Below are 17,820 nucleotides of genomic sequence, written 5' to 3' on the forward strand. Positions count from 1 at the left end.
GCTGAAGCAGATGCAAAAAGACAAGAAGAAATTGAAATCAGAAACAATGCAGACTCATTAATTTACACTTCAGAAAAAACCTTAGATGAACTCAAAGATAAAGTATCTGAAGATGAAAAAACTAAAGTCGAAGGACTTGTAGCTGAATTAAGAGAACTTATAGCTGGCGATGATATTGATGCCATTAAAGCAAAGTCTGATGAATTATCCAATGTAGTTCAAGAAATTGGTGCTAAAATTTATCAACAAGCACAGGCAGAAGCTCAAGCTCAGCAAGCTCAACAAGAAGCTGGTGGAGCAGATCCTAATGCAGGTGCTAAAGACAAAGATGATGACACAATTGATGCAGACTATGAAGTAAAAGACTAGAATTAATAATAATGTTTTATTAAATTGTTGGGAAATATAATAAAATCAGAAATCAGAATCAATCAATAAACTAACAATGAGATAAAACTACTATTATTTTTTCTATTTATTTTTTAAAAGATACTAAGGTGAATAAATGGCAGACAAGCGAGATTATTATGAAGTTCTTGGAGTAGACAAATCTGCAGATGAAAAGACAATTAAAAAAGCTTATCGTAAATTAGCCAGAAAATACCATCCAGACGTTTGTGATGAGCCAGATGCTGAAGAAAAATTTAAAGAGGTAAGTGAAGCTTACGCTGTCTTGTCAGATGATGAAAAACGTCAAAGATATGACCAATATGGTCATGCTGGAATGGATGGATTTACTGCAGAAGATTTCTATCAAAACGTGAACTTTGAAGATATTTTCCAAGGTTTCGATATTGGAAACATATTTGACATGTTTGGTTTTGGTGGAGGCTCTCGTTCACGCGGAAGAACCGGTCCTCAAAGGGGTTCAGACATATATACTGAAGTTCCAATTACTTTAGAAGAGGCATTCACCGGATGCGACAAAGAAATCAAGATTACAAGAAGTGAACTATGCCCTACATGCCATGGTTCCAAATCCAAGCCAGGTGTTGAACCTGAAACCTGTAAAACATGTGGCGGAACAGGACAAATTAAAGAAGTCAGCAATACAATTTTAGGCCAAATGGTAAATGTAAGGCCATGTAGAGAATGTAACGGTACTGGAAAAATCATTACAGAACCATGTCCTGACTGTCATGGAAAAGGCAGTAAAAGAAAAACCAAAACAATTAAAATTGAGATTCCAGAAGGAGTTGATGAAGGCAACCATTTAAGAGTTTCCGGTGAAGGAAACTGTGGTGAAGCATCAGGCCTTGAAGGAGATTTGATTGTAACAGTTCACATTAAGAAAAATAAACAATTTGAACGTGAAGGAGATCATTTATACTACGAGCAGCAAATTAGTTTCCCACAGGCAGCATTAGGTGATGTAATAAGCATTCCAACTATCGAAGGAAAAGAAGTTGAATTTAAAATTGCACCAGGAACACAAAGCGGAACCGTGTTTAAATTGAGAGGACAAGGTATGACATCATACAGACATTCAGGTAGAGGAAACATGTATGTCAAAGCCAATGTTGTAGTTCCTAAAAAATTAAACTCAAAACAAAAAGAAATTCTCACTGAATTTGCTGAAATCAGTGGCGATGAAATTAAACATGTTGAAAAAGGAATCTTTGACAGAGTCAAAGATGCGATGAAATAGATTAGCCATTTTTGCTAATTTATTTTCACCCCACCATATTAATTTTAGACATGATTAAAACCACACCCCAACTAATTTTTACAATATAATTATATCTACATCAAATTATTTTTAATGAACCCTTTGAAAATAGGCTTTTTAATTATGTGAATGTAACTGTTATCACACAAGTTTTGAAATTTTCAAAATTATCAGAAATCACCCATATTTTGCTCGAAATTTTTAGGCAATTTAAACGAAATAATGATTAATTAAATAACATGCTAAAAATATTAATTGCATTAAAATAAGTGGTAAACCAATTAAAAATAATGTCTATTTTAAAAATAGCAACTATGAATTTAGACATCTACATGAAAAAATAAAAAAAGTATAGAGATTAAAAATCTCTATTTTTTAACTGTAATTTTAACAGATTTTGTGGATGCTTTGTAGTAAGCATTTCCAGCAAACTTAACAGTAGCTTTGTAAGAACCTGCTTTAGTCAATTTGGTAATTTTGAAAGTAGCTTTACCTTTTGCATTGGTAGTAGCTTTATAGGTTTTACCTTTAACTTTTAAGGTTACTTTGACTTTTTTAATAGCTTTATTTTTATTGTCTTTTAAAACTACAGCATATTTTTTAACTTTAGTTTTAGCTTTAAATGCTTTAGATTTAGCAGTTATTTTAGTTGCTTGTTTGGTGATTTTAATTGTTGAAGTTGCACTGGATTTCACATAATTATTATCACCAGCGAATTTCATAGTTAACTTATAAGATCCTGTTTTAGTTGCTGAAAGTTTGTAGCTGATTACACCTGCTGGATTAGTAGTGTAAGTTTTTGTTTTACCATTAAAAGTAATTGAAACTGTTTTATTTGCTAATCCATTTCCTTTCATATCCACTAAAGTTAATTTGAAGTTATATCCTGATTTAACTTTAGTTAATAAAACAGTTACAGATGAAGATGCTTTAATAGCGGAAGCGGAAGCATCTACTGTAATCGGAGTTGAAATATCCTTAGGACCATATTTTTCATTACCTTCAAATGAAGTTTTTGCAACATAATAACCAGCATCCAAGTCAACTACAAATGCAGCATAACCTTCATCGTCAGTTGTTGCATTGTAAGTCATATTGTTGACAGTTGAGAAAAGAGTAATGTTTTCAAGTGGAATACCATTTTCGTCATATGCCATTACAACATAGATTACACCATCAGCATATTCAGTATATACTCTTGGAGATGCTAAAATTACTTTATAATCAGGAGTATTACTTGAAACAGTGGCATTTTCTGCTCCAACAACAGCATTATTACCTACACCTTTTGCACCTGCTAAATAGTTATCTTTAACTGTTGCTTTATTGTTAGTTAAATTAATAGCTGAATCACCAGTAGTTTGAATATTGTTATTAGTAATTGTAGAAGTACCTTTAACAACTTTAATACCGATATTTTGAACTCCAAAGCCTTCCCAAACAGATTCGTTACCTACATTAGAACCTTTTGCGGAAATTATGTTGTTGTCAACCACTAAATTAGATCCTCTGTATGCAATTCCAGTAGTATAATTACCTGCTAGAACAACATTATTACCAGTTACATTACTTTCAACATCACCTAATGAGAATCCGAATATGTTATATGCGTCACCAGTAATATCATTACCTAAATAAGCTGCTGAAACGTTAGCACCATTCATACCAGAGTAAATACCGTAAGCGGAAGTAAGAGATTTTACTGAAATTCCGTTATCTTTTACAACTCCAGTAGCAGGGCCTTCGATATCGATACCGTTAGAGTAATAATTGGATGTTGAATCAATGGTATTTGCTTCAATATTGAAATTATCACCAGTAATTATTAATCCGTAGATATAATTATTTCCTTCAGATGTAATTTTGTTATTGGAAATTACAGCATTGTCTGAATTTTTGAAATCTACAGAGTAAATAGTATCAAAACTTCCAACAACATCGATAAATTTAACATTTACTTCATTATTATCAAAAGTAGTACCATTAGATTTTTCAACAACAATACCTTCGGAAATAGGAGAGCTTACCCAATTACCACTACCAGAAGGCACTTCAGCCCAAGGCACATAAGCAGAAATCAAATCTAAGTCAAATTTATTAGAATTAATTACAGCACCTTCAACATCATTAATATAAACAGCATTGTTGATACCTGTACCATTTGTAGCACCTTGATAGTCAACAGTGTTATTGGAAACTATTAAACTAGCAGCATCTACAGCATAAATTGCATAAGCATTTTTATCAGTATTAGCAATAGTATTTATAAAGTTACCAGTTAATGAAGCTTCAGTTTCATTATTGAGAATAGAAACACCTTTACCCGGACCGGCAATAATGTTGTTGTTAATGTTCACATTACCTTTAATAACTTTAATACCTACAGTTTCAACACCAAATCCTTCCCAAATTGACTCATTACCATTTTCACTTGAGTCTAATACAACGCGATTGTCAGCAATGGTTAATTTGGAACCTCTATAAGCAATACCAGTAGTATAATTACCTTTTAAATCAATAAAGTTATTTACAATATTACTGTCCACATCGCCAACAGACATACCGAATACATTGTAAGAAATGCCTGAAATTTCATTACCAGTGTAGTTAGCATTTACATCTGCACCATTCATACCAGAATAAATACCGTAAGCACTAACTCCACTTATTACTATAACACCATTATTTTCAACAACACCATTAGCAGGACCTTCAATATCAATACCATTAGCATAATATTCGCCAGCAGAAGTTATGTTATTAGCCCTTACTGTGAAATCATTACCTGAAAGAATAATTCCATAAATATAATCTTTACCCACAGAAGTAATTTCATTATTTGTGATTACAGCGTTATTGGAATTTTTGAAGTCTACAGAGTAAATGGTATCATAACCGTATTCAGTAATGACATCAGTGAAATTAGTAAATACAGTATTACTATCAAAAGTAACATTATTAGAATCTTCAACAACAATACCTTCACTAATAGGAGCACTTATCCAATTTCCACTACCGGAAGGCACTTCAATCCAAGCAACATCAGCAGAAACTAAATCTAGGTCAAATTTATTTCCATTTACAATAGCTCCATCAGCATTATAAAGATAAATTGCATTATTGACTCCGGTACCTTTGGTAGTACCTTGATAATCGATATGGTTGTCAACAATTTTTAAACTAGCAGTATCATTAGCATAAATTGCATAAGCATTTTTATCAACATTAGCGACAGTATTAATCATGTTATTTTTTAATACCACATTAGTTTCATTGCCTTTTACGGAAACACCTTTACCAGGACCAGCAATTACATTATCAACAATATTTGCAGTACCTTTAATAACTTTAATACCGACAGCTTCAACACCAAATCCTTCCCAGATAGATTCATTTCCTACTTCAGAAGAATTTAAAACAAATTTATTGCCACTAGCGGATAAAGATACTCCCCTATAAGCCATACCAGTAGTATAATTACCATTAATTAAAACAGTGTTGTTTATAACATTGCTTGAAACATCACCTAATGAAAAAGCAAAGATGTTGTATGCTTCACCAGCAATTTCATTTCCGCTGTAATTTGCAGTTACATCTGCACCATTCATACCTGAATAAATACCATAAGCACTGCTGCCAGATTTAACTTCAATGACATTGTCTTCCACTACACCTGCAGCAGGACCTTCAATATCAATACCATTAGCATAATAATCTCCAGTAGATTTAATATTATTAGCTCTTAATGTGAAATCATTATCAGAAATAATAATACCATAGATATAATCTTTACCAACGGAAGTAATATTGTTATTAACAATTACGGCACCAGATGTTCCTGAAAAATCAACAACATAAATAGTGTCGTAACCATAGGAAGTAACAACACCAGAATAAGTAGTATTTATATCATTACTATCTAAAACAGGACCATTTGAATCTCTTACAATAATAGTTCCACTAATTGGACTACTTACCCAATTTCCACTACCTGCAGGGACTTCTGCCCAACCGACATCAGCGGAAACAATTTTAGCCTTAATTTTGTTGCCGCTAATTATAGCATTATTGGAATTTGAAACACGAATCGCATAGTTTACTTCCCATCCTGTTGTAGCACCGACATAATTAATGATATTGTTTATAATTTTTAAATTATCTGCAAAATCAGCATTAATTGCATATCCATTAATACCGGCATTTGCATTAAAATTAATAGTAGAATCTTCGATTAATACATCAGATGCATTGGAAACTGAAATTCCAAATTCACCTTTATCTTGATTAATAGTTAAACCGGAAATAATAACATCACTAGATTTGACATCTATAGAAATGTTAGTTAATACTGCATCATTACCGCTTATTTTAATTGAGCGGTTAAGAACAATATTATCTACCCCAACATTAGAAATATCTCCACTAAATACCAATTCATCTGAAGTAACATTACTCAATAGAGATCCAGTACTATCAAAATAATTATTAAAATTATCTTTAGTTACAACATTTTCATCTGCACTCACTGCTTGAGAATTTTCATCAACAGCAAGTGGCTCATCGATAACAATTTCATTATCAATAGCTACGACATCTGTAGCATTGTCACTAGCAAAAGCTGCGCTTAATGACAACATTACTACAGAAAGCATGATTAATGAAATAAATAAACTTTTTGCTTTGATAATTTCACCTCATTTTAATATAATTAAAATAAACAATAGCCATGAAAATCATAATTAATTGAAAAAAAAATTGACTATATGCATATAAGTTATATTTTAAAAATATTTAAATGTATTTAAAGAAAAATTGAAAAAAAAGTAAAATAAAGGTTAAATAACCTTATTTTTTAATCTGTATAGTATTCTTAATAGTACATCCACCATAACTTGAAGTTATTGTGAATTTACCTACTTTTAAATTTTTGATAGCGGCAGTTGCAACACCTTTTTTGTTTGTTTTAGCAGAATACTTTTTACCACTAATTTTAAAAGTAATCTTTTTACCCTTTAAGACTTTACCTTTTTTATCCACTAATTTAGTGGAGAATTTAATTGTTTTGGCTTTTTTATGCACTATATTTTTTGCAGACAAAGTTGCTTTAAAGACAATATTATTGGATGTGGAAACACCACCATAAGTTGCAGCAATAGTATACTTGCCCACGCCTAACTTAACTGAAGCGGTTGCATAACCTGATTTATCAGTTTTGGATTTTATTGTTTTGCCATTGACTTTGAAATTGACAACTTTTCCGGCACCTACAGCCTTACCCTTAGTGTCCAATATGCGGACTTTATACTTTACAGTGTTTCCATAATAAACGGAGTAATTCTTGCCTCCAGATATAGGATTAACAATAAGTACTTTTGATGTAAGAGTATTTTCAGAGTATTTGCCTTCAGCAGGTGAATTAACAGTTGCCTGATAAGAACCCGCTTTGGCATCTGCAGGCAATACAAGTTTTCCTTCATCATTTGAAGTAATTGAATAGGTAGTTGAACCAAGTTTCACAGATACTTTTTTATTTCCAATAATATTGCCATTGGAATCTTTTAAAGTACCTAATATTCCTTTGACATACATGTTGGAATTAATAGATATCATAACATCGAGTCTTGGTGAAACAGTTAATTTAGACTCAACACTTGCATCATTATAATTGCTTAACCCAGATATGTCTGCACGAACAATGTAATCACCAGTACCCAATGAAACAGGAAGTTCATAGGATATTTTTGCAATACCCTGACTATCCGATACTGCTGTTCCCATAGGGAAGTCTCTAGCACTTTGCCTGTTAAATTTAACAGTAGCTTCTTTAATTGGATTGCCTAAAGGATCAATAATTTTTAAAGAAATTGATTGAGTATCACCCTGAGTCATTGTTATATTCTCAAATGTCACAATAACATCAGCTTTATTAACATCAACCAACATTTCATAGACAGATAATTTGTAATTTTCCTTAAACAGTTGTGCTGTAAATCGATAGGTTGCAGGAGTGTAAGTTTCATCAAAGGCGTAGTTATAAACAGCACCACCATTTGAAACTGTTGTATCACCTATAAATTTATCATCCCAATCATAAAATTTGACAACAGCACCATTTAATTCATTACCACAGGTTAAAATAAATTGACCATTTCCCAAATATTTAATTTCACTTACGTTAATAGCATAATTAGCAATGAAGACATAATTGTCAGAAATCTCATTTCCAATTGTGTTGTTTACTGCAGCATTACCAATGCCTTTTTCTGAATCCAAATAATTATCCACAATAACATTATCAATAGCTTCATTATCAATTATAATTGCATAACCTTTGGTTGAAGTAATATTATTGGCATTTATTCTGTTATTTGAAGAATTTGATCTAAGATATATTCCTGCATTTCCGCATTTAATTGAATCCAAGTTTCTAATAGTCAACTCTTCACCATTACCGTTTGCAGATATGATATTGTTTGAAATAATATTTTCTTTACAAATAGAAAGCAAGATTCCATAAACCTGTTTTGCATCAGTTTTAAAATCATTGCCGATTATTACATTACCATCAGAGGATAATGCTTCAATTCCATAAATAACTTCTGAATTCAAAGTAACGTCATTTCCTTCAATAGTGGTCATTTTTGACAGTTCCAATGTAATTCCATAAGTAACACCATTTGCATTTAAGAAAATGACATTGTCTTTTAAGATTGTTCCTTCAGATTCAGCACCCACAATTAAACCAGTAGCAAAATACGGACTTTCAAGAGTTATGATATTGCCTTCAAAAGTATTGTTTGTAGCGCCTTGACCTTCAGGAGCTTTATGACCAGTGTTATAACCTAAAACACCCATTCCATAAACATAATTGTCTTTGCCTTTTACATTAACAATATTGTTTGAAAAAACATTGTTATGACTATTGAAATATAAATCTATACCGACTAGTGAGTTAGTAGAGTTGTCTTTGCCAGTGGTTGAATGGACTTCAGCTAATTTGGAAGTGACATTTACATTATTTCCTGAAACTACATTATTTGATGAGTATAATAATAAAATTCCGTATGTTTGATAAATTTCGGAAATAACATGCGCTCCATCCATACAATATTCTTCACCATCAATGCAAAGCTCATTACCATCAATACAATAAGACTTACCATCAATTACAAGCTCATTACCATCAATACAATAAGACTTACCATCTATAACAAGCTCATTACCATCTCAATTACAAGCTCATTACCATCAATACAATACTGTTTTCCATCTATAACAATTTCGTTACCATCAATACAATAAGACTTACCATCTATAACAAGCTCATTACCATCAATACAATAAGATTTTCCATCAATATATAACTCATTACCATCAATGCAATATTGTTTTCCATCTATAACAATTTCGTTACCATCAATACAGGTTTCCGGTCTGAAATTATAAACATCCCCAGTACCAATTGTTTTAATAGTATTGTTTGCAAAATTACAATCTTCACAAGCATATGAAAGTAAAGTAAATGTTAAATAATCCCCTTCAGAAGTTAATTGATTATTCCACACGTCAACAAATGTTGATTCTAAAACATAAACAGCATAAGATGCCTTAGGGTCGTTTACAGAAATATTATTGTTAATAATTCTTACACCTTGAGCCTGATTTACGAAAATTCCCCATGCATTGACTCTTTCTGCTTCCTTATTGATAATGTTTAGATTTTCAATTAATACATTGCCAGTAGTGACTTTAAATGTGGAATTATAAAATATAGGATTTTCACCAGTGATTTTGATACCTTTATTTATGTATATTACCTTATTATCGAATGTACCTTTAAATTTTAAAATATCACCATCATTAACCAAATCAGTCAAACCACCATTTGCATTGATATATTCATCAAAATTAGATGGTGTGATTGTTAAAGTGGTACCTTTATAAATATAAGTTGGTTTTGAAGTATCAATAACACCTGCAGGAGTGTGAATATCTTTTCCAAATACATTATTAGACTGAACATCAATATCAGAAGTGTTAGCTTGAACACCACTTGCATCAATTGCAACCTTATTACCAGTTCTAACTGTGTTTCCAATAATATTAACATTAGAAGGCATTCTTCTGGAACTTAATTTTTCGATTAAAATTCCAACACCAGAATCAGAAGTAACAACATTATTTTCAATCAAAAGACCAGAACCTTCATCTTTTTCATAAATTCCAGATCCAAATTCTGTGAAAACAGTATTATTTCTAATTACAACATTTGAACCGGCAGCAACAATACCCCTACCTGCTTTTGTTACATTCACCCAATTGTTTTCTACAATGGAATTATCAATAACGGTTATTCCTGCACCAGTTGATATTATTTTACAATCAATAATAGTGTTATTTTTAACAATTGCACCGTAAGATCCTACAATTGCATACTCCCCACCAGTTTCAACGCCAAGGTGGTTGTAATCAGCACCTGTGATATTTCTAATAATATTGTCTGTGAAAATATTACCATAACCGGAAGAAGAAATACCTCTATAACCTCTAATAACCTTATTAGCTTTAATTGTATTATTGTTACCCATGATTTGAATGGTATAACTCCATGAAGTAGGTAAAACATCCTTATTGCACATTACAGTATTATTATAAATAACATTGAAATTAGAAAGACCTCCTTTTATAGGGCCACCATCATAACTAGACAGGTAAATACCATTAGCATCATCAACTTCCACTTTATTATTAGCAATGTAGTTATAATGAGAACCACTTACAAGCAGTGTTGGAGTGGATCTTGTACCATGACCATATGTAATACCGTATGTCTTTAAGTCATTGTCAGTTACATTATTATGGTTAGCACCATTTGCAACACAAATTGCATAAGAAGCCCTTCCAGTATTTTTTATAGTACAACCATCAATTACACAATTGCTTGCTGAGTTTAAAAATATACCGTAAGTCTCAGCTTTTGTATTTGCAATATTAAGGTGTGATATTGAACTTCCAGAAGCACCGCTTAACAGTGAAATCATAGAATTTTTCATGTTATTTGAAGAAGTTCCCACAACATTGATTTTTTTATTGAAAATAAAATTCTTTGATGAAAAATTTCCATCCAAATTAATTGTATCTCCTTCATTTACCTTTGAAGATACCAAATTACCCTTTAAATCAAAATATTGATTATAATTCGCATCATTTATTGTATGTGAAGAAGATTCCAACTGATTTTGTGAATCTTCTACCGTTAAAACATCATTAGAATTATGATTAATATTAACATCAGAAGATACTTCAACAGCATCATAAATAGCTTCATTACTTACAGCATTAGTTTCATTTAAATTTTCCACAGCGCTAACCGCACCAATTGAAACCAATAAAAGCAATAAAACTAAACAAATATTAATTTTTTTACTCATATTATACCTCATCAAATTTTAATTGAAAGTTTGATAAAACAAACTTTAAAAATTTTCTATTATAATATAATCTATGACAAAATACAATATTTAAAAATTACTATAAAATAAAAAAAAAGTTGATGATTAATTTAATAATCATCATAATCATCTTTACTATCTCTAGCATAACCAACCAAGAAAATTGCAATTAAAATAATTACAGCAATTATAACAAATATTGGCATGCTTGATTCTGCAGAACTTGAAGCAGATTTAGCAACAGATTGTTCTGAAATCTCATATGATTTAGCTCCACCAGCACTTTCACCACCAGAAGATGCATCCTGTGAGCTAGAAGAGTCAGCTGCTGATTTTGCATCACCAGATTGTGAAGCATCATTACCTACAGAAGTTTGACCTCCACTGTTAGACCCATCAGATTGTGATTGTTGTGATGTGGAATTTGTTAAAACATTAGCATTTTGATTTCCTTTTTCACCATTTTCAGAGCCTTGGCCTTGATTTCCTTCAGCACCTTGTTTATCAGTTTCCTTATCCATTTGATATAATGGATCTGTTTCGGTTGCCTGAGCTAAAATTTCTGCAAATTTTTGTTTTTGTGCAGGAGTTAAAGAACTTAACTGAATAATTTCAGAGTTCCATGCAAGGTTTTTACAAGTGTGGTGACAACATGCAACACCATACTCAATTACACTTTGCATGTAAGAATCGACTAACTTTTGAACAGTACTTGCATCTCCATCCCAAAGTCCTTGTTGAGCCATATAAACCATCCAAGCAAGTGTGGATTGAGAACCTGCTGCTAACGTATTACTGTTAACACCAGAATTTATTTTAAGTACAGTATCAGCCAATTGATTACCCAATTCTTTATTTAATTTTTCTCCGCCCAAAACGGTTGTTGCATAGAAATTCTGGAATCTGGAAGCATATGCATTCATACCTGCAGGAGTTTTAACTAAAGGATCATAGTATTGTGGATTTAAAAGAATGCTACGAACTTCGAATTCCAATTCTTCCTGATAAGTTCTTGAAACATATTTATTTTTGTTCCTAATATCAAAGAAAGCAGTATCAGGCTTATCTTTACCTGATTTTTCTTTCAATACATTAGCTGCATTATATAATCCACCAAACCAATCATAGTAATCATCAGAATCGAATAATCTCCAACTACTATCAAAGTTTTGAGTAATTACATCCACATTATCAAGCAAATACTTATAAACATCTTTCTGTTTATTAACTTGAATATTACCTTTTTCATCCAAAGTCCATGAATAAGATACTTTATTTAAATAAATATCCATTGCATATTCATTTACTGATGCAATACTCCAGTCTGCAGTATTAGGTATAAGATTAGACATACCAGTACCTTCTAAAACATTACCTGGAAGACCAAATAACCTATCCAAATGAGGATTTTCTGCATAATGCTTGATTACATAATTATTAGATGCATCCTCACCAGCAGCATTAACAGCTAAATTAACTGAAGTCAACATCCAAGTAATCCAATCCTTATTGTTTGTAACCATACTTACAAATACATCAATTCTAGGCCTATTAACTACAGAACCGTCATTCAATGTTACAGTTAACTCATCAATAGGTATTTGTTCAACACCTAAAACCTTACCATTATCTGCCCAAACAGGTTTGCAACCTAATAAATACATAAATTCAGCAACACCAATACCTTCAGTTCTAGATATTTCTGTACCCCACAAGATTAATGAAGTTAATTCTGGCCATTTTCCATGCTGTTCATAGTAATTAGCCAAAAGCATATCCACAATTCTAACAGCAGACTCATATGCTGCATGAGAAGGCATTCTGGTAGGATCAGATGCATAACCGTCATAACCAGTTGGTATTGAATCACCATAAGAAGGATCGGCAAACAGACCTGCTTTCACATATCTTCCATTTAAAGCACTTAAAATTGCATTCCATTCATTATTCCTTTGAATATTTAGAATAATCTCTTCACAGTAAAGTGTTGAATTATACAAAGAAGTTCCTTCTAAAATACCGAACTCCTTGTTTAATTCTTTAGCAGAACTTCCATTAACCAAACGTGAAGAATAATTTTTTAAGAATGATTTTAACCTGTCAGCTTCTTTGGCATACTTAAGATTGCCCTGAATATCATCATAGAATTTCAATCCACTTAATTTAGGATACAATAGCTCCAATAACTGATCATATATTTTTGTTTGAGAAGTGACAATTGTAACTACCTCTTCTGCAAGCTCATAACCAGTTAAGATCTTTCCCAAATGGTGAAGACCATAAGTGTTAAAGTCGTTTTCCATATCATCCAAATAGATATGCAATTCGTCAATCCACTCCTGGAATGTCTCATTTTTAGACATGTTTCTGAAACCTAAGCTAGGAGCCAAATTTAAAATCTTATTCTTATAAGATTCAGCATTATTAGTTACATTTAAGCTCAATTGTTCTTTATAGTAATTGATGTAATTTTTCAATACAGTATAATTACCATATAACTCAGATGATACCATTGCAGGAGTCATGTGAGTAATCAATAAAGCTGAACTCCTATCTCTTGCAACCATAGCCTCACCAGGGTTAGAAACAATATAAGGATATACAGTTGGAAGTAAAGTTAACTCAAATGTCCAATCTCCAGGGAATGCACCCAAGTTAATACCAGGCAACCATTCTAGAGTTCCGTGAGTACCCATTGAAACAATAGCATTCATTTTTGCGGTTTTATCCAACCATTTATAAAATGCAACATATTGTTGATGCGGAGGAATGGTTAAACTGTGATAATCTTGAACCTCTTCCCAACCTCTACTAGGTTGGAAAGTGATGAATACATTACCAAACCATACACCAGGAATTACAATATACTTATTTTTATAAACCATTGCCGGACCTAAACCGTCTTTCCAGTAGGAAATCATCTGATTAAACAATTCATCTTTAACATCTGCTGTTAACTTTTCGAAGTCGTTTAATGAAATCAATTGATGATGTTCCATCAAATAATCCCAATTCTCTTCGACATAAGTGTTTAATAACCCTTTTGCCCAAGAACCTTTATTGTTCATGTCAAATATTATTTGAGTTAAATTATGCAATGAAAGCAAGTTATGACGAGTTTTATTAATTAAATATGAATCTTTAGCATTTATAATCCATTGGAATGTATTATTTACTGCATTTGAAAATTCAAAGTCCCCTCCAATATCGTAACCTTGCATATATAATTGATAAAGCAATTCAAAAGTACTGTTGAAAACATCCAAATAGGAAGCGCCGATTTCAGCTTTTCCAGGAGGATAGTTATACAACATGATAGCCACTTTTTTATCGGAATTATTTAAATCATGCAAATCAGCCCATTTGCAGTTTAATTTAACCATCTTATCTACACCTTCTTGGATAACATGAGACTTACCAAAAACATCTACATAAGACAAAGCAACCTGACCAAATACTCCTTCGAAACTTGGATATGTAACCATGAATGTCCATTCGACTTGAGGACCTAATTCACTGAGATAGCTGTATTCAGAAATTTCAACAATTCCTTTCAATACATGCAAATCTATATCAGTTAAATCTGGTTCAGCAGTACCATTAGCATAATCTAAAGACCAACTACATAATGAATTAACTGCAGATATACCAACAGATGAAATTGAAGCAATCTTATTCAAAATTGAAGACATAGGAGGCTGAGTTCCAGTTTTAAATACATTAAAAGCTGGCCTACCATTAGCTTCATAACCTCTGATAAGTGCATCAGCAACTTCTTCACCACCATAGTAAGAAGCGATAGCTATGAATGATTTTTTTGGACCAAAATTAGCAATATAATCTTTTTCAAATTTCTTGAACAAAGCTGTCGGATCCAATACATTAGTTAACCATACAACATAATTTTCAGTCATCCAATTTAAACTACCGTCAGAACTGTGAGTATAACCTGGATTTTCGCGAATCCATTGATTAATTAATTTTCCTTCAGGAACTAATGTATACAAACCTAAATCAGGATGATAAAAACCACATTCAGGAGACATCAATGGAGCATTTTTTTCATCCAGAGTAGGGTCAGAATATTTTTTAGGGTTAATCAAATGTTTTACATAATTCAGATAATTTTTCATATTATTTTGCAAAATATCTGATTCTGCAATATCCCTAGCCTGGAAATATGAGCCTATATAAGTGTTCTCAATAGTATCAAAAGTATTGTTAGCTGCTGAAGCTCCTACAATATGAATTCCAGTATTGTTCAAAATTTGTTTTGAAAATACACTGAAAGTATATGCAACATTATATTTTGCATTAGCCGGAGACCTCGCAAGAAGTTCTTTTAAGTATTGAGCTGTCAAAACACTGTAAGCAGATTCTGAAAACATGTCAATATGCATATAATTAGCATATTCCACTAACCACGCACGAGATTTATCAAAATCAGTTGTACTGATGTATGCAATCCTCCTTGACATATTCATCAGCAAATCAACTTTCTCATTGTGAGAGTTATAATCCACTAACAACAATATATCTGGAACAAACATTATTCCCTTAATATCTACAGTACCGCTTTTTTTAGTGAAATCAACAACGTACTTTTGGGGTTCATAAGTTAAATAAGAAACCTCTAAAGAATATTTAGAAGAACCTAAGTTTTTAATAACTGCATTACCCTTTGAATCAGTTTTAACAGTTGACACCACATTATCTGAGGAGTCATAAACCTTGATTGTAGCACCCTTTAAATTAAATCCGTCTTCACTCCATGTTTTGCCAGTTTCGTTATAAGAATCCATTACATTAACAACATTAATTACATTATTACCTGCTGTTAGTATTTGTTCATCTGATTTCGAAGACTGGGTGTCTGGAATGTCTTGAAGTTGAACAACATCATCCAAATTATCAGTAGTACCTACAATATCAGATACTGTTTCATTATTCCCTGCAAATACTGTGCTTATAGAAAACAAAAGCATTATTGAAATAATTAATGCGAATAATAGCCTATTATCTAGTTTTTTCGTATTTTCACCTCCTTTTATACCTTTATAACAAACATAGCAACATCGATTAAGATTTACTATAAGTTTAAGTTTGACTTGAAAACATATAAAACTTACTAAAGTTAATTATAGTTAGCATTCAATAAAAATTGTCATAATATGAGATAAATTTAAATACTTAATAAAATAAATAAAATGTGCTATTATATAAGAGGTGATAATATGCGTAAGATTACTATTGGTATGGTTATTTTATCTATAATCTTAATAGGTATGGTTATACCAGCAGGATTTTCCGGTCAGGCAAATTCAGTTGTTATAACTTACGGTGAAACTACTCATGCGAATACAAACTATAAATCTGACGTTGATTCATTTTTTAAAAGTCAAAGCAATTTGGATTTAAGCAATGCAGCAGAAAAAATTATTACAGCAAGTGACGTTAACAAAATTGCCAGTACAATAACCGGCAGAACCTATGATTCCAGTGAAATATTTTCCTCAGCACTTGTTAATTTAAAGGACAGTGCCGATCTTAAAGTTAGCGTGGATAAAGATAAAATCACCACAATAACTGGTGACATGTACCTGTCCGCATTAAAATCTGCAGGAATCAAAAGCGGTCACGTATACGTTACAAGTCCAGTTACTGCAACCGGTGAATCTGCACTTGCAGGAATAATGAACTGTTATGAAGAGGCAACCAATGTGAAAATTCCGGAAACCGTTAAAGAAGCAGCAAACAAGGAAATTTACACACAGGCAGAAGTTGTTAAAGACACAAATGCCAGTTCAGATCAAGTATCCAAATTAGTTGATGACGTGAAAGAAACTGTAAAAAAAGAAAATGTTACAGATCACCAAACTATTGTAAACATTATTTACAATTACACTGTAAACAATAACATTAACATTACAAACAGCAGTATTGAAAACCTTGCAAACAGTATTGAGCAAATTCAAAACACTCAAGGAGACATAAATACCTATGAAAATCAAGTAAGTGAGGTTTTAAATAATACTAGCAGCAATTCAAACAATTTTTTAGGCGGAATATTCGGATAATATTCCTCCAAAACTTTTTTTTAAATTTTCGAGCCTAATTTGTGATTATATGAAATGGAAAATTGGCAATGTTAAAATCGACAACCAGGTTGTTCTAGCACCTATGGCCGGAATATGCGAACTGACTTTTAGAAGAATAATAAAATCCATGGGGTGCGGACTTATTGAAACTGAAATGGTGTCAGATAGAGGCATCATCCATGACAATACCCGAACTCAGGACATGCTGGAAATGACCGAATGCGAAAGACCAATTTCCCAACAGATTTTCGGATCTGAAGCCGAAACAATGAAAAAAGCATCACAATACATTTATGAAAACATGCACCCAGACATCATTGACATCAATATGGGATGTCCCGTCAGAAAAGTAGCCGTCAAGGCAAATGCCGGAAGTGCGCTACTCAAAACACCTGATAAGGCATACGACATCATATCAGAAGTTGTTGATTCTGTACCTGTGCCTGTTACAGTTAAAATTAGAAGCGGATGGGACAGAGAACATATCAATGCATGCCAAATTGCCGAAATTGCCGAAGATGCAGGTGCATCAGCCATAACTGTACATCCAAGAACAAAGTTTGATACATACGGAATTGATGCTGACTGGTCAATTATTCGA

At 32.1% G+C, this 17,820-nt stretch carries 8 protein-coding genes; 4 read left to right on the plus strand and 4 right to left on the minus strand.

Annotation, left to right across the window (positions count from 1 at the left end):
- The coding region (locus QZN45_RS10680) for an Hsp70 family protein (protein ID WP_296812866.1) at positions 1 to 369 on the plus strand (369 nt) is incomplete at its 5' end.
- Positions 370 to 505: 136 nt separating this feature from the next.
- Positions 506 to 1,648 (plus strand): molecular chaperone DnaJ, encoded by a 1,143-nt coding sequence (dnaJ, locus tag QZN45_RS10685; protein ID WP_296812869.1) that lies wholly within the window; start codon positions 506 to 508, stop codon positions 1,646 to 1,648.
- A gap of 389 nt (positions 1,649 to 2,037) precedes the next feature.
- Here the strand turns inward: dnaJ and QZN45_RS10690 are convergent, their stop codons facing one another.
- The 4 genes from QZN45_RS10690 to QZN45_RS10705 form a co-directional block, all read right to left on the minus strand.
- Positions 2,038 to 6,321 (minus strand): Ig-like domain repeat protein, encoded by a 4,284-nt coding sequence (locus tag QZN45_RS10690; RefSeq protein ID WP_296812871.1) that lies wholly within the window; start codon positions 6,319 to 6,321, stop codon positions 2,038 to 2,040.
- Positions 6,322 to 6,514: 193 nt separating this feature from the next.
- Positions 6,515 to 8,773 (minus strand): NosD domain-containing protein, encoded by a 2,259-nt coding sequence (locus tag QZN45_RS10695; RefSeq protein ID WP_296812873.1) that lies wholly within the window; start codon positions 8,771 to 8,773, stop codon positions 6,515 to 6,517.
- A gap of 101 nt (positions 8,774 to 8,874) precedes the next feature.
- Positions 8,875 to 11,100 carry a right-handed parallel beta-helix repeat-containing protein gene (locus QZN45_RS10700; RefSeq protein ID WP_296812875.1) on the minus strand — a complete coding sequence of 742 codons (2,226 nt, stop codon included), beginning with the start codon at positions 11,098 to 11,100 and terminating at the stop codon, positions 8,875 to 8,877.
- A gap of 131 nt (positions 11,101 to 11,231) precedes the next feature.
- The gene (locus QZN45_RS10705; RefSeq protein WP_296812877.1) at positions 11,232 to 16,106 is read right to left on the minus strand and encodes a cobaltochelatase subunit CobN; all 4,875 of its coding nucleotides are present in this window, start codon (positions 16,104 to 16,106) and stop codon (positions 11,232 to 11,234) included.
- A 249-nt stretch (positions 16,107 to 16,355) separates the two neighbouring features.
- On the opposite strand from QZN45_RS10705, the gene QZN45_RS10710 reads away from it, so the two are divergent.
- Positions 16,356 to 17,198 (plus strand): DUF1002 domain-containing protein, encoded by an 843-nt coding sequence (locus QZN45_RS10710; protein WP_292609821.1) that lies wholly within the window; start codon positions 16,356 to 16,358, stop codon positions 17,196 to 17,198.
- Between the two features lie 49 nt (positions 17,199 to 17,247).
- Positions 17,248 to 17,820, plus strand: a 573-nt coding sequence (locus tag QZN45_RS10715) for a tRNA-dihydrouridine synthase (RefSeq protein ID WP_296812879.1), incomplete at its 3' end; no start/stop codon positions are given.

The sequence above is a fragment of the uncultured Methanobrevibacter sp. genome (assembly GCF_900314695.1).
Classification (GTDB): domain Archaea; phylum Methanobacteriota; class Methanobacteria; order Methanobacteriales; family Methanobacteriaceae; genus Methanocatella.

Excerpts from the sequence above, each read along its gene's own strand:
- QZN45_RS10695 (WP_296812873.1), bottom strand. The coding sequence starts at position 8,773 with ATGGATGGAGCGCATGTTATTTCCGAAATTTATCAAACATACGGAATT.
- QZN45_RS10705 (WP_296812877.1), bottom strand. The coding sequence starts at position 16,106 with ATGCTTTTGTTTTCTATAAGCACAGTATTTGCAGGGAATAATGAAACA.
- QZN45_RS10690 (WP_296812871.1), bottom strand. The coding sequence starts at position 6,321 with ATGCTTTCTGTAGTAATGTTGTCATTAAGCGCAGCTTTTGCTAGTGAC.
- QZN45_RS10700 (WP_296812875.1), bottom strand. The coding sequence starts at position 11,100 with ATGAGTAAAAAAATTAATATTTGTTTAGTTTTATTGCTTTTATTGGTT.
- QZN45_RS10710 (WP_292609821.1), top strand. The coding sequence starts at position 16,356 with ATGCGTAAGATTACTATTGGTATGGTTATTTTATCTATAATCTTAATA.
- dnaJ (WP_296812869.1), top strand. The coding sequence starts at position 506 with ATGGCAGACAAGCGAGATTATTATGAAGTTCTTGGAGTAGACAAATCT.